The following is a 14,119-nucleotide window of genomic DNA, read 5'->3' as shown; positions in this document are numbered from 1 at the left end:
TAAACATCTATTTATTCTCTTGAAATTTCAACAATATCAAATTTCATCACTCCATTAGGAACCTGAATTTCTGCTATTTCTCCTACACTTTTACCAAGTAGTCCTTTACCTATAGGTGAATCTACAGATATTTTTCCTGTCTTAAGATCGGCTTCACTTTGTGCCACCAATTTATACGTCATTTGTGCTCCATTAGTTTGATTTTTGATCTTAACGGTAGAATGCACTAATACTTTAGAAGTATCTAGTTGGGATTCATCAATTAATCTAGCATTAGCTAATGTAGCTTCCATTTTAGAAATCCTCATTTCTAGAAGACCTTGTGCTTCTTTTGCTGCATCATATTCAGCATTTTCACTTAAATCTCCTTTATCACGTGCCTCGGCTATTGCCTGAGATGCCTTTGGGCGTTCTATATCTTTAAGTTGATTTAATTCATCTCTTAACTTTTTTAGCCCTTCTGCAGTATAATAAGATACTTTGCTCATAACTTCATCGTTTATATAAATACAAAAAATCCCACGAGAATGGGATTTGTTATCCAAAGATAACAAAAAATTTACGGAAGATTACAAATTTACGTATTTTGGCAAAACAATAATAGTCTTATGAAAAAGTTAGTATTTTTATTCGCTGCTCTTTTAGTATTATCCTGTAGCGGAGACGATGATCAAAACAACCCTTTCCTGCCTAATATAGCGGTTAATTTTCAAATTAACCTTGACCTTCCCCAATACAATAATCTGAGGTTTCCGGGAGGTATTTTTGTGGATAGAACAGATGGAAGAGGAATACGTGGTGTGATTATTTATAATCAAAATGACCAGCAATTTTTTGCATACGAATTAAGCGACCCGAATATATCTCCTAGTGATTGTTCTGCTCTTAAAGTTGAAGGCACTAGAGCTTCATCTAATTGCGGAAATGAAAATCTTTATGAAATCGCATCATTTGGACAACAAATTAGAGGAGAAGGAGGAAACCCACTCTTAGCATACCGTGTTACAAAGAATGGTAACACATTGAATGTGTCAAATTAGGTAAACTCCATTTACTATTTCCAATTATTCGCCCAGTCTTTCCAGACCACTTCGAGTCCTTGGTTTTTCAACATTTGTACAACTTCTTCTGTCGGACGGTCATCAGAAATTTCGAACTGTTCTAAAGATTGCGGTTCTACAACATATCCACCTGGATTAGTTTTAGACTCTGCACTAATTGATGTAATTCCAAGAGAAACTATATGCTCTCTAAAGACTTCACTTTCTCTTGTGGACATAGATAGCTCTACATCTTCATCAAATAACCTAAACGCGCATATGAGTTGTACTAGATCTGCATCTGTCATTACAACCTTAGGCTCTAATCCACCACTATGAGGTCGCAATCTAGGAAACGATATAGAGTACTTAGTTTTCCAATAGGTCTTTTGTAAGTACAGTAAATGTAATGCAGTAAAAAAACTATCTGCTCTCCAATCTTCTAATCCAAAAAGAGCTCCTAAACCTATTTTATGAATCCCTGCCCTTCCCAATCTATCAGGAGTCTCTAATCGATAGTTAAAATTGGATTTCTTTCCTTTAGGGTGATGCTTCTTATATTCGGCCCTATGATATGTTTCTTGATATACCAATACCGCATATAATCCATTATCTATTAATTGCTCATAGTCTTCCTGATCCATTGGCTGAACTTCAATAGTAATGTTTGCAAATTTTGATCGTATTAGCCTTATTGCATTATTGATATAATCGACACCTACTGTCTTATTAGCTTCTCCTGTAACTAATAATATATGGTCATAACCTTTAGATTTTAAAAACTCAACCTCCCTTAGAATTTCAGCATCTGTTAATGTTCTTCTCGGAATTTTATTGGTCATACTAAACCCACAATATGTGCATATATTCTGACATTCATTACTCAAATACATTGGTGCGTACATTTGAATAGTATTTCCGAAACGTTTCTTTGTAGTATAACGGCTTAACTGAGCCATTTCTTCTAAATATGGTTTTGCAGCAGGAGAGATAAGTGCTTTAAAATCTTCTAGAGTACGCTTATTTGCTTGAATAGCCCTAATCACATCTTCTTCCTTTTTAGAAAGAATATCAGATAGCGTTTCTTCCCAATTATATTGATCAAAAATACTTTTGAAAGATGTCATATCGGTTAACTTTCGGTTAGAAATGAAGTTAATGGACTACTTGCATGGGCATGTTGTTGAACGGGTGCTAATTTTGCCTCATATGCCATTCGACCCGCCTGTACAGCAATTTTAAATGCTTCTGCCATCATAACCGGTTGTCTGGATACAGCAATAGCAGTATTTACCAGGACTGCATCGGCACCAAGCTCCATAGCATGTGCTGCATGTGACGGGCTACCGATACCTGCATCCACTACTACAGGAACATTACTTTGATCAATAATAATTTCTAAAAACTCTAATGTTTTTAATCCTTTATTGCTACCAATAGGAGCCCCTAATGGCATAACGCATTGCACACCTACATCTTCTAGTCGTTTACACAAGACAGGATCAGCATGAATATACGGCATTACCACGAACCCGAGTTTTACTAATTCTTCTGTAGCTTTTAGTGTCTCTATCGGATCTGGTAATAAGTATTTAGGATCTGGATGAATCTCTAATTTTATCCAGTTTGTTTCAAGAGCTTCTCTTGCCAATTGTGCTGCAAAAACAGCTTCTTTTGCATCCCTAACGCCAGAAGTGTTAGGCAAAAGGTTAATTTTAGGATGATCTAAATGTGATACGATATCATCATTTTTATCATGAATATCAACACGCTTTAAGGCTACCGTAACCAATTCACTTTCGGCCCGAACTAATGCTTCTTTCATTAACACCGAAGAACTAAATTTTCCTGTTCCTGTAAATAATCTTGACGAAAATTCTTTATCTACAATTCTTAGCTTATCCATTACACTTTAATTTTAGCTCACTAGAAATTAGTGATTTTACGTCTTCTATTTTTTCTTTCAAGTTTTTCTTGTTTGTCAACATTCCTGAAACTGCAATTCCAGAAACACCTGCATTTATAAGTCCTGAAATATTGTTGTAATCTATTCCTCCAATCGCTACAATAGGCATCTCAGAATTCTGATTTTTAAACTCAGTGATTATTTTTGCATAGCCTTCATTTCCTAGTATTGGACTTAGTTTCTTTTTTGTAGTTGTGTGCCTAAAAGGTCCTAATCCTATATAATCTACTCCGTTCATATCGTGTTGCATACAATCTTTTATCGTATTGGCTGTACCTCCTATTATAAAATTAGCTCCTAATATTTTACGAGCTTCAACAGGATCCATATCTTCTAATCCCAAATGAACACCGTCTGCCAAGATAGCTTTAGCAATACTAACATTATCATTCACAATCATTATGGCATTATATTGATCGCAAATTTTTCGGCATTTTAAGGCGGTATCTAAGTAGGTTACCATATCAACATCTTTTAACCTTAATTGTATCCAAGCACCTCCTGCTTTACACACTTCTTCTATATGATAAAGATGGTCATTTGGTGTTTTTCCTTGGGATATATATTGAAGACTTACTTCTTTCATCTGTATAATTACATCTTATGATATCCTAATAAGCTTTTATTAGAACTTAATACTTTTTCTGTATATCTTTTGGCTCTAAAACATGATTTCAACAATGGAAACCCATGTGCTAGATATGCTGTTATTGCAGAAGATAGTACACAACCGCTACCATGTTTTTCTGAAAAGACCTTTTCTTCTTTAGGGTTTAATATAAAATATTTTCCTGTGCTAGTAAACAATTCATCTTTTCCTATAGCCTCTTTTCGATGTCCACCTTTTAAAAATAGATTTGTAACGCCACTTATATGTTTGATAGTTTCTTCTATACTTCTATCAGTATACAACTTCTCTATTTCTTGATAATTGGGAGTGAGTAGGTATATTTTTTTTAATATTTCTTCAAAATAGTTTTCATTTACTGACTCTTGTTTTGATGATCGGCTATGAAATTCAAAATCCGAACTTGATCGTAACACTGGATCTAAGATTATTTTAATACTACTATTTTTATCCAGTAGTATATCTATTATCTCATTTAAAATCTCCCAGTTTTTAACAATCCCAATTTTCACAAAATCTATAACAAAACGTTCAAACAACAACTCTAGCTGTCCTTGAATAATAGATATATCAATCCACTGGCATGCAATAAGCTTAATATCATTTTGTACCGTATTTGCTGTTTGCACAGCAAGTCCATAACACTTTAATGACTCAAAGGTTTTTACATCTGCCATTAACCCCGCACCTCCAGAAGGATCAAAACCTGCAATAGTTAATGTATATGGGCGATTTTTCATTTTGTATTTCTAATGGTCAGGTTTCATTTTACTAGCTGACTATTGACTTTATTGATCTTTAAAAAACTCTCTAACGAGTCTTCTGTATTCCATATACCACCTAAAACACCTACTCCTTTAAACCCTAAATCAAAAGTTGCTTGTAATGTGTCTTCATTGACCCCTCCCATTCCGATAACGAATGCATCCAAATCCGTAACATCAAAGCCTTTTCCTTTGTATCCAGCTTTAGAAATAGACCCAAAAACAGGGCTTAATAGTACATATTCAAAATCAACAGAACAATTTTTAATATCTTCTTTAGAATGAAAAGAACTACTTACTGCAAAGCCTTTATTGGTATATATTTTGGCAGTTACCTCCAATGCATCTTCTAAATCTAACCTTGCTTGTTCTTGTAAATGTATACCTCTAAGATTATAATCTATCGTTAACTCAGGAAATTGATGTATCATAATTTTATTATGATATTTTGCATCGATTTGGTCTAATAACGCACGATAACCATCAATGGTAAACGTTGGTTTACGCAAATGCAATATTTCTAGACCAGCCTTAAATAAATTATTAATTTGTTCTGCTTCATTTGTTAATGGTTTTTCTGATGTTAGTACTATTAACATAAAGTTTTTCTGATTTATAAATCCCTGATATTACTTTTTAATTATAGGTATACTTCGCTTCCCTTCTCTTTAAACTCCTCTGCTTTTTCTTGCATTCCGGCTTCAAGAGCTTTTTGATCATTGATTTCCTTTTTTGCGGCATAATCACGTACTTCTTGTGATATTTTCATTGAACAAAACTTTGGTCCACACATACTACAGAAATGGGCGATTTTAGCACCTTCGGCAGGTAAAGTTTCATCATGATACTCTCTTGCTTTTTCAGGATCGAGTGCCAGATTAAACTGATCTTCCCATCTAAACTCAAAACGCGCTTTACTCAATGCATCATCTCTATGCTGAGCTCCTGGATGTCCTTTTGCTAAATCTGCAGCATGAGCCGCTAACTTATATGTAATTACACCTGTACGCACATCTTCTTTATTTGGCAATCCTAAGTGTTCTTTTGGAGTTACATAACAAAGCATTGCCGTTCCGTACCACCCAATCATAGCCGCTCCAATACCTGAAGTTATATGATCATACCCTGGAGCGATATCTGTAGTTAAAGGACCTAAAGTATAGAAAGGAGCTTCTCCACATGCTTCTAATTGCTTATCCATATTTGCTTTAATCATATGCATTGGCACATGACCAGGGCCTTCGATAAAAGTTTGAACATCATGTTTCCAAGCTATTTTTGTTAATTCACCCAAGGTTTCTAATTCTGCAAATTGAGCTTCATCATTAGCATCTGCGATGCAACCTGGTCGTAAACCATCTCCTAAAGAGAATGCAACATCATACGCTTTCATAATCTCACAAATATCCTCAAAATGTGTATATAAAAAACTCTCTTTGTGATGTGCTAAGCACCATTTTGCCATAATTGATCCACCTCTAGAAACTATTCCCGTAATTCGTTTTGCTGTCATAGGCACATAAGCCAATCTAACACCTGCATGAATGGTAAAGTAATCAACTCCTTGTTCTGCTTGTTCAATTAAGGTATCTCTAAAAATCTCCCAAGTAAGATCTTCGGCTTTACCATTTACTTTTTCTAAAGCCTGATAAATAGGCACAGTTCCTATAGGCACCGGAGAATTACGAATAATCCACTCTCGTGTCTCATGGATATTATTACCTGTAGAAAGATCCATTATATTATCGGCACCCCAACGACATGCCCAAACCGCTTTTTCTACCTCTTCTTCAATGCTAGATGTTGTAGCTGAATTTCCAATGTTTGCATTAATTTTAACCAAAAAATTTCGCCCTAGAATCATTGGTTCTGCTTCTGGGTGATTAATATTAGATGGTATTACCGCTCGGCCTCTGGCTACTTCTTCTCTTACAAACTCTGGTGTAATAACTTCTGGTATACTAGCTCCAAAATCTTGCCCAGGGTGTTGTTTAGATAGCCTTTGTACTTCTTGTAATTTTTGGTTTTCGCGCATTGCTACATATTCCATTTCGGGAGTAATAATGCCTTGTTTTGCATAATACATCTGCGAAACATTCTTGCCTTCTTTTGCTCTTTTTGGCTTATGTAAATGATTAAATCTTAAATGATCCAAACTAGAATCATTAAGCCTTTCGTTACAATATGTTGATGAAAACGCATCCAGCTCTTCTACATCGTTACGATCTAAAACCCATTGTTCTCGTATACGCTCTATACCATTATGCACATCAATCTCCTTTAAAGGATCTGTATAAGGACCACTTGTATCGTATACGGTTACTGATTGATTAGGTATTTTTTTTCCGGTAAAACTATCAGTTGTATCATCTAATGAAATCTCACGCATTGCTACTTTGATTTGTGGATGAATCGTTCCTGACACATAGATTTTCTTAGAATTAGGAAATGGTGTTGTAGAAATTACATTTCCCTTTGGTGCGGTATCCTTTTTCTTCATGGGTAATTATTGTTTTGAGCTTTTATTGTTTAGTTGAAAACCTGACATTACATACAATTATATTGGTATTTACAAATATTTACCCTCCTTGAGTGGCTTGTATAATTGTCACATGATCTTCTTTTTGTAATTGTATTTTATTCCAATTCTCTTTAGAAATAACTTCATTATTAATAGCAACCGCTATCCCATTAGAAGCAACATTTAATTGCGCTAATAGTGTTACTATAGAGGTGTTTTCTGAAACAGATTGTGATTTATTGTTTACGCTTATGGTCATACTATAAAATAAATATTAATCCATAAACCTTAGGCGTATAGCCTTAATCGAAGAATCAAAAACCATATGATTATAAAAAATCATATGATAATTAACTTTTCCCTTCGTCGGTACTAACCGAATCAGGTTCAAAGGGTATTTCTCAGATTTCGCTTTTGCGAAAACACCCCTAAAGTTTATACCATAAAAGTACTATAAAAAAATGAAGGTACAATTATTTTGGACTTCATTTTTTTATAGCATCCGTTTAAAATTTCAATGTAGCACCAAGCAAGAAATTTATTCCAGCCTGTGGATAAAATCCCGCACCTTCTCTTGTAATAATAGTTCCTGGGTTAGTAAAATCATCATCAAAAGTGAAGAAAAACCCGTTAGAAACGTACTCCAAATCAAAAACATTATTTACAAGCCCTGTTAACACAATAGATTTAAAAACTGGTATATTTTTAATCTCATATACAATATTAAGATCATTAGTAAAAAAGCTATCTAGCTTAGATGCTTTGCTATCAATATTACCCATATATTGTTCTCCTACAAATTTTGAAAGAAACCCTAATTGTAGATTTTTAATTGGTTGATAAATAAGCATATTTCCCAATACAATATTAGGTGAATATGAAATGTTTGTATCTCCAAGATTTACTAAACTTCCATCTTTAGAAGTTACAAAGTCCTTGTTTTTATTTGAACTTATGGCAAGATTAGGTTTTATAATAAACCTATCCCATAATGCTATATCTGCATCTATTTCGATCCCTAATCGATAACTTTCTCCGCTAGTTGCTCTTATTGGCGCCCCTACATCATCTAGAGCACCAGTTAGTACCAATTGATCCTTATACCACATGTAATATAGATTTGCATTTATTACTGCTTTCTTATTTGTAAATCTCCATCCTAATTCTATATCATTTAGCCTTTCAGCTGTGTTGATTCCATTTTCAAAATCACTTCTACGTGGTTCTCTGTTCGCTCTTGCATAAGAGGCATACAGGTGATTCGTTTTATTAACATGAAAAGTTGCTCCAAGTTTCGGGTTAAAAAAATCATACTTCTCATCCACTTCCAGCGGCACTCTATCTGAAGTATCTCCTGTGGTTTCATATCCAACAAAACGTCCTTGAAGATCTAAAAACGCACTCCATTGATCATTAATTCTATATGTTGTTTTACCAAAGATGGTGAACTCATCTTTTTTACCATTACCAAAATAATAGTTATCTCTTATCTCTGAGCCTCCTGCATTTTGAGCCCAAATAACTTCTCCAAAATGATCTCCATCATAAAAACTATAAAAAGCTCCAAAATCAACATCCAAATTATTGTCTTTATAGTTTGCAGTGGCATTAATGACATAGAAGTCATTATCCAACCACCTACGACGAATCAAATCTGTAGTATTAATTGTCTCCCCACCTATCACAATTGGTGTAAAATCGTAATCAGCAAAATCCTCATCTTCTTTAAATTGCTCAAAAAACCCACGCCCATAGGTATAATTTAACCCTAAGTTTGTTGACCAGTTATTGGTATATTTTTGATTCCAATGCAATTGATAATGGTCCTGTTTATAGTTGTCGACTTCATTGTCATAAAAACGAGTATTTCCATCAGCATCTGTATACTGTCCCGCAGGATTAAAAGTTCTATCATTTTCTAATGTCGTTTGATCAATACCGAACCATGATTGGTAGGTAATCTCATGTCCTCCAAAAGCAACGGCCTTGATTAATGTAGTATCATCGATATAAGAACCTTGTAAAAAATAAGATTTTAAATCTGAAGACGCACGGTCAACGTAACCATCAGAGGCAATTGCTGATAATCGCCCTGCAATTTCAATATGATCATTTAATATCCCTGTACTAAATTTCACATTATGTCTTCTGGTTCCGAATGACCCAAAAGAATTTGAAATTTCACCACTAGCTGTTTCAGAAACTGCATCGGTAAGTAAATTTAAACTTGCTCCAAAAGCTCCAGAACCGTTTGTAGAGGTTCCTACTCCTCGTTGCAGCTGCAAATTTTCTACAGAAGAAGCAAAATCTGGTAGGTTAACCCAAAATGTCCCTTGGCTTTCTGCATCATTAAACGGAATCCCATTTAACGTTACATTTACTCTGGATGCATCACTACCTCGAACACGAATATAAGTATATCCAACTCCAGTACCGGCATCTGTAGTAGAAACAACTCCTGGCAGGTAGTTTAAAAGAATAGGAATATCTTGTCCCAGATTACGCGTTGCTATTTCTTCTTTTGAAACATTTGAATGTGTAATTGGTGAATCTGCCTCTACACGTACCGATTTTACCAAAACCTCATCTAGTTTTTCCAGAATTTCTTCTAATTGAATATCCAGTTCATTATCCTTTATTAAATCAACTACTACTTCTTTTCTATCTGTTCCTTGATAGCTAAAAACTAAGGTATATGTTTCTTTTTCTAGGTAAAAGCTAAATTTTCCATCTTCGTTCGTTTGTGTTCCCGTAGATGTACCTTTAATAAGTATCGTAACATTAGGAATCGGTTGAGATTTTTGATCCGTTACTGTTCCAGATAATTGAAATTCTTGAGCGGCTATATAGTTACTCAACAATAAGCATGTAAGATAAAATATTGCATTTTTCATTCGCAAAAGTTCATTACGAATAAAAGGGGTAGTTATTCTATTTAATTGTTAGTTTGATTAAAAATAGTAAGATCGCCAAAACATAAGTAACAACAATGTTTAATGACCATCTCGATTACGCATTAAAAAGATTTTATATATCTTTTTAATGCTACCGTCCCTTGGCAACATTACTCGCCCAGGTTCATCGGGTATGATCTCAGCCAAATCATTAGATTTTAGCACCCCTTTGAGATTTCGGGGCAAAAGTACTCTGTTTTATTGATTTATTGTAACTTTATTTTATGTAATAGAGTAGATTGCTTAAAATACAGCTTTTAAAACTCTAATTAACATGGAAACAGGACAATGCTTTTCTGTTTTTACAGTTATAGGAATATATGAAGAACACTAAAAAATCGGTGACTTTTAAAATTATTGCCGGGTACCTAGTCGCAGGTTTATTGGCGGTAACTGCATTTTGGGTAATCTACAGGCAATTAAGTAATTACACACAGATTACAGAGATTAAAAACGAAAACAATGAAAAACTATTCCTTGTAGGAAAAGCTATAACTGGATTGTATGAAGCTGAAAGCTTAACTAGAAATATTGTTCAGACATCTGATATAGCAAAATTTGATATCTATAAAACTAAAATCGACACCATCCTTACTACAATCAATAAGGTTTCTGAAATATCTGATGACACCCTACAAACCAAAAAAATTGATAGTATTAAATATCTGATTGACAGTAAGAATAAAAATTTAGAAGAGCTTATCGAAATTTACCGTCAACGCAAAAAAAAAGGTATTTATGCTACTGCCATTGATGAGTTAAAAAAAGCCAACGAATCTTTTGGAGATCCGAATTATGAAAAACGGTTTAAGAATCTTGAGAGTAAGCACAAAAAAGCAATGTTTAATATTATAAATATTCTCAAAGAAGACAATGCAAATAGATTGACCAATCAAACCATGGATTCTGTTACCACTACTGTAAGACAGGTGTTGACCGAACTTGAAAAAAAAGAAAAGAAATACAAACGAGAAATCTCTTTAAAAGAAAACAACATTCTTAAAAATGATCAAATAACTACTAAAAAACTAAGAGATTTACTGGCAGCAATAGAAAATAACGAAAGAACGCAATACGTTGCTCGTTTACAAGCTTCGAGTAAGGTAATGGACGACACGTCCAATATCATTGTTATTATTGCAGCAATTAGCTTGTTAATTGCGATTATATTTCTCTATCTAATTACCAAAGATGTTTCAAAAAGTCAGAAATACCGTAATGAACTTGAAGCAGAAAAAACCTATACAGAATCTCTATTAAAAACAAGAGAGTCTCTAATCAATACAGTTACTCATGATTTACGATCACCACTAAATACTGTTATAGGATATTCTGATTTACTAGAACGAACAGGGCTAAACAATAAACAAAAACACTATTTAGGGCATTTAAAAAAATCTTCGGATTACATTCTTCATTTAGTAAATGATCTTCTTGATTTATCTAAGCTTGAAGCCGGAAGAATGTTAATCGAAGAACTCCCTTTTTCTCCTAAAGAATTAATAGAAAATACAATATCTAGTGTTATACCCGTTAACGATAAGAAAAATCTTGATATTTTGATCAGTACTAATGATCAATTAAACAAGCAATATTTAGGAGATCCTTTCAGAATAAAACAAGTGCTAACAAACCTTTTAAATAATGCTTATAAATTTACAGATGCAGGGTCTATAACCGTAGAAAGCAAAATAATCGAAAATGGTCTAGGCGAAAAGCAATTAATTATAGCGGTTAAAGACACCGGAATTGGAATTACCAACGCACAACAAAAATACATTTTTGAAGAGTTTTCTCAAGGGGATGATGATACTGAAAAAAGATACGGAGGTTTTGGTTTGGGTCTTGCTATCACCAAAAAAATAATAAAACTACTTAATGGTAAAATCACATTAACAAGTGAACCAGAAAAGGGAAGTGTATTTACCTTTTACATTCCTATTAAACTTACCAATTCTTTGGTTAGGGAAGAAGAAAATGAAATTCTAGAAATACAGAATTTTTATAATAAAAAAGTGCTTATTGTAGATGATGACCCAAGTCAATTAGCTTTAACTAGTGAAGTTGCGTCCTTAGCCGGACTTTCTTATGACGTTTGTAAAAATGGTGTCGATGCTATCACTCTTCTTAATAGTAATAATTATGATCTGATTCTTACCGATATACAAATGCCCAAAATGGATGGTTTTGAGCTTTTAAAAACAATAAAAGGCAATACGGATCAAGCGAAACTACCTGTAATAGCACTTTCAGGAAGAACCGACACTTCTTTTTCTGAATATCAAAAAGCAGGGTTTTCTGGTAGTTTAAGAAAACCATATGCTCCAAAAGCACTTATAGATCTTATAGGAGAAATTTTAAGTGTTGATTTGATCAATTATAAAGAAACAAACAACAACAGTAGCAACGAAGACTATTCTTTAAACGACCTAATGCTTTTTGCACATGGAGATTCTGATTCATTATATGCGATTTTAGACACATTTTATGATAGTACTATTGAGAACATTAACGATTTCAAAATAAGTCTTAAAGAAAAAAATAGTATCAAAATTAAGCAGATTGCGCATAAGATGCTCCCCATGTTTAAGCAGATAAAAGCTAAAGATGTTATTCCAATTTTAGAAAAATTAGAACATCCAAATCAGTATCATCTTGATCAAAATTCTGTAATGAAACTAACGGATGAAGCTATTATTAAAATTGAACGTTTAATCGATAAGTTAAAAGTAGAAAATTAAGTCTATTTCATTTAAAGACTAATATCGTATTGCTTTAATTTATTATACAGGGTTTTACGGTCAATTGATAACATTCTAGCCGCCTTAGCTTTGTTTCCATTTGCTTTCTCTAATGCATCCAAAATGAGCTCTTGTTCATTTTGGTTCTTAAACAATCCGTAGGTTTTATTTGCATTTTGAGAAGCGTATGCAATATCATTTGGCAAAACATCCAGCGTTATCATATCTCCTTGAGAAAGAAGCACCGAACGCTTTACTATATTTTTTAACTCCCTAAGGTTTCCAGGCCAATCGTATTTTTTAAATGCCTCTAACACTTCATCTCCAAAACCTACCACATGCTTGTCTAGTTCTACATTAGATTCTTCTAGAAAATGATTAGCAAACAACATTAAATCTTCTATCCTGTCCCGCAGAGGTGGCACTTTTATAGTAAATTCATTTAATCTATGATAAAGATCTTCTCTAAACTCACCCTCTTTTACAGCATTACTAAGATCTTCATTAGTCGCAGCAATTACTCTAATATCTACTTCGATTTCTTTATTACTTCCAACGGGTTTAATTTTTCTTTCCTGAAGAGCCCTTAAGAGCTGTACTTGTAATTCATAACTAAGATTTCCTATTTCATCTAAAAACAAGGTTCCTCCGTTGGCAGCTTCAAAATGGCCCACTTTATCAGTCACTGCACCTGTAAATGATCCTTTAATATGTCCAAAAAATTCACTTGATGCTATTTCTTTTGGTATCGCTCCACAATCAACAGCTACAAAGGGTTTTTCTGATCGCTTACTCCCTTTATGAATACTACTCGCAACATACTCTTTACCAGTTCCACTATCCCCTACGACTAATACAGACATTCGGGTAGGAGCGACTAGCGCTACGTATTCATTTAATTTTTTAGAAGCATCACTAACTCCCCTTACGAATGAATGGATAGGGCTTTTCTCGGTTTTAGCAGATGTCTCTTTCTTGTTTTCCTTTTGAGTAGTATTTGCACTAACAACTTCTGTATGAAGAGCCTTTTCTATAGTTTGTAAGATAGTATCAGGATTGAATGGTTTTGATATATAATCAAAAGCCCCTTGTTTTATAGCATTTACAGCCATATTAATTTCTGCATATCCCGTCATAATAATAACCTGGGTTTTTGGGTTACTCTTATGAATTTCTTCAAGCAATGTAATACCATCCCGATCTGGCAATCTAACATCGGTGAGTACTACATCAAAAACATCTTCTTTAATTTTAGGAATTGCCTCATTTCCTGAGAATGCTGTAGTTACCTCGTATTCTTTTTTTTGCAAAAAAGTCTTGAGCATTGTACAAAAAGCAACATCATCTTCAACAATAAGTATTTTAGACATATTCAAAAAATTTAACGCTAGAAAATCTATGTTATAAAATTACAATTTAACTATGATTCTACAATGGTTTTTAATTGTTTAAAATTGAGGAATTAGAACAATTTATCATGAATAAAGGCATAAAAAAAGAGACCC

The 14,119-nt window shown here is 33.7% G+C and carries 13 protein-coding genes and 1 riboswitch; of the genes, 2 read left to right on the top strand and 11 right to left on the bottom strand.

Going from position 1 to position 14,119, the window contains the following annotated elements; all coding sequences use genetic code 11:
• Positions 1–11: 11 nt before the first annotated feature.
• Positions 12–488, bottom strand: a complete 477-nt coding sequence (greA, locus tag AWE51_RS17340; protein WP_066315878.1) for a transcription elongation factor GreA — start codon at positions 486–488, stop codon at positions 12–14.
• Positions 489–608: 120 nt separating this feature from the next.
• On the opposite strand from greA, the gene AWE51_RS17335 reads away from it, so the two are divergent.
• On the top strand, positions 609–1,040 hold the full coding sequence (locus AWE51_RS17335; protein ID WP_066315876.1) for a hypothetical protein: 432 nt from the start codon (positions 609–611) through the stop codon (positions 1,038–1,040).
• 14 nt (positions 1,041–1,054) lie between these two features.
• Here the strand turns inward: AWE51_RS17335 and thiH are convergent, their stop codons facing one another.
• The 9 genes from thiH to AWE51_RS26665 all read right to left on the bottom strand — a co-directional run bounded on the left by thiH (position 1,055) and on the right by AWE51_RS26665 (position 10,059).
• Complete coding sequence (thiH, locus tag AWE51_RS17330) at positions 1,055–2,167, bottom strand: 2-iminoacetate synthase ThiH (protein WP_066315869.1); 1,113 nt, start codon at positions 2,165–2,167, stop codon at positions 1,055–1,057.
• 5 nt (positions 2,168–2,172) lie between these two features.
• Complete coding sequence (locus AWE51_RS17325) at positions 2,173–2,946, bottom strand: thiazole synthase (RefSeq protein ID WP_066315867.1); 774 nt, start codon at positions 2,944–2,946, stop codon at positions 2,173–2,175.
• Positions 2,939–3,592: a thiamine phosphate synthase gene (gene thiE / locus AWE51_RS17320; protein WP_066315865.1), complete on the bottom strand. Its 654-nt coding sequence runs from the start codon at positions 3,590–3,592 to the stop codon at positions 2,939–2,941. Before thiE ends, AWE51_RS17325 begins: the two co-directional genes overlap by 8 nt.
• An 8-nt stretch (positions 3,593–3,600) precedes the next feature.
• Positions 3,601–4,374 carry a hydroxymethylpyrimidine/phosphomethylpyrimidine kinase gene (locus AWE51_RS17315; RefSeq protein WP_066315863.1) on the bottom strand — a complete coding sequence of 258 codons (774 nt, stop codon included), beginning with the start codon at positions 4,372–4,374 and terminating at the stop codon, positions 3,601–3,603.
• A gap of 23 nt (positions 4,375–4,397) precedes the next feature.
• Entirely contained in the window at positions 4,398–4,997 is a 600-nt protein-coding gene (locus tag AWE51_RS17310) for a thiamine phosphate synthase (protein WP_066315861.1), read from the bottom strand.
• A gap of 41 nt (positions 4,998–5,038) precedes the next feature.
• The gene (gene thiC / locus AWE51_RS17305; RefSeq protein WP_066315859.1) at positions 5,039–6,898 is read right to left on the bottom strand and encodes a phosphomethylpyrimidine synthase ThiC; all 1,860 of its coding nucleotides are present in this window, start codon (positions 6,896–6,898) and stop codon (positions 5,039–5,041) included.
• 79 nt (positions 6,899–6,977) lie between these two features.
• Positions 6,978–7,178 (bottom strand): sulfur carrier protein ThiS, encoded by a 201-nt coding sequence (gene thiS, locus AWE51_RS17300; RefSeq protein ID WP_066315858.1) that lies wholly within the window; start codon positions 7,176–7,178, stop codon positions 6,978–6,980.
• A gap of 82 nt (positions 7,179–7,260) precedes the next feature.
• A riboswitch (TPP riboswitch) is annotated at positions 7,261–7,359 on the bottom strand.
• A 66-nt stretch (positions 7,360–7,425) separates the two neighbouring features.
• On the bottom strand, positions 7,426–9,813 hold the full coding sequence (locus AWE51_RS17295; protein ID WP_066315856.1) for a TonB-dependent receptor: 2,388 nt from the start codon (positions 9,811–9,813) through the stop codon (positions 7,426–7,428).
• Between the two features lie 99 nt (positions 9,814–9,912).
• Positions 9,913–10,059 carry a hypothetical protein gene (locus AWE51_RS26665; protein ID WP_157766156.1) on the bottom strand — a complete coding sequence of 49 codons (147 nt, stop codon included), beginning with the start codon at positions 10,057–10,059 and terminating at the stop codon, positions 9,913–9,915.
• 134 nt (positions 10,060–10,193) lie between these two features.
• Here AWE51_RS26665 and AWE51_RS17290 point away from each other — a divergent pair, with 134 nt between their 5' ends.
• Entirely contained in the window at positions 10,194–12,614 is a 2,421-nt protein-coding gene (locus tag AWE51_RS17290; protein WP_066315855.1) for a hybrid sensor histidine kinase/response regulator, read from the top strand.
• A gap of 11 nt (positions 12,615–12,625) precedes the next feature.
• Here AWE51_RS17290 and AWE51_RS17285 read toward each other — a convergent pair whose 3' ends face one another.
• Positions 12,626–13,984: a sigma-54-dependent transcriptional regulator gene (locus AWE51_RS17285; RefSeq protein ID WP_066315853.1), complete on the bottom strand. Its 1,359-nt coding sequence runs from the start codon at positions 13,982–13,984 to the stop codon at positions 12,626–12,628.
• Positions 13,985–14,119 lie beyond the last annotated feature (135 nt).

This window comes from Aquimarina aggregata, assembly GCF_001632745.1.
GTDB classification, from domain to species: Bacteria; Bacteroidota; Bacteroidia; order Flavobacteriales; family Flavobacteriaceae; genus Aquimarina; species Aquimarina aggregata.
The sequence above is the reverse complement of the archived record's forward strand: the minus strand, read 5'-3'. Positions and strand labels throughout refer to the sequence as shown.

Bases quoted from the DNA above. Each gene is read 5' to 3' on its own strand.
- thiS (WP_066315858.1), bottom strand. From the start codon at position 7,178: ATGACCATAAGCGTAAACAATAAATCACAATCTGTTTCAGAAAACACC.
- AWE51_RS17285 (WP_066315853.1), bottom strand. From the start codon at position 13,984: ATGTCTAAAATACTTATTGTTGAAGATGATGTTGCTTTTTGTACAATG.
- thiH (WP_066315869.1), bottom strand. From the start codon at position 2,167: ATGACATCTTTCAAAAGTATTTTTGATCAATATAATTGGGAAGAAACG.
- AWE51_RS17290 (WP_066315855.1), top strand. From the start codon at position 10,194: ATGAAGAACACTAAAAAATCGGTGACTTTTAAAATTATTGCCGGGTAC.
- thiC (WP_066315859.1), bottom strand. From the start codon at position 6,898: ATGAAGAAAAAGGATACCGCACCAAAGGGAAATGTAATTTCTACAACA.
- AWE51_RS17310 (WP_066315861.1), bottom strand. From the start codon at position 4,997: ATGTTAATAGTACTAACATCAGAAAAACCATTAACAAATGAAGCAGAA.
- thiE (WP_066315865.1), bottom strand. From the start codon at position 3,592: ATGAAAGAAGTAAGTCTTCAATATATATCCCAAGGAAAAACACCAAAT.
- AWE51_RS17325 (WP_066315867.1), bottom strand. From the start codon at position 2,946: ATGGATAAGCTAAGAATTGTAGATAAAGAATTTTCGTCAAGATTATTT.
- AWE51_RS17335 (WP_066315876.1), top strand. From the start codon at position 609: ATGAAAAAGTTAGTATTTTTATTCGCTGCTCTTTTAGTATTATCCTGT.
- greA (WP_066315878.1), bottom strand. From the start codon at position 488: ATGAGCAAAGTATCTTATTATACTGCAGAAGGGCTAAAAAAGTTAAGA.
- AWE51_RS17315 (WP_066315863.1), bottom strand. From the start codon at position 4,374: ATGAAAAATCGCCCATATACATTAACTATTGCAGGTTTTGATCCTTCT.
- AWE51_RS17295 (WP_066315856.1), bottom strand. From the start codon at position 9,813: ATGAAAAATGCAATATTTTATCTTACATGCTTATTGTTGAGTAACTAT.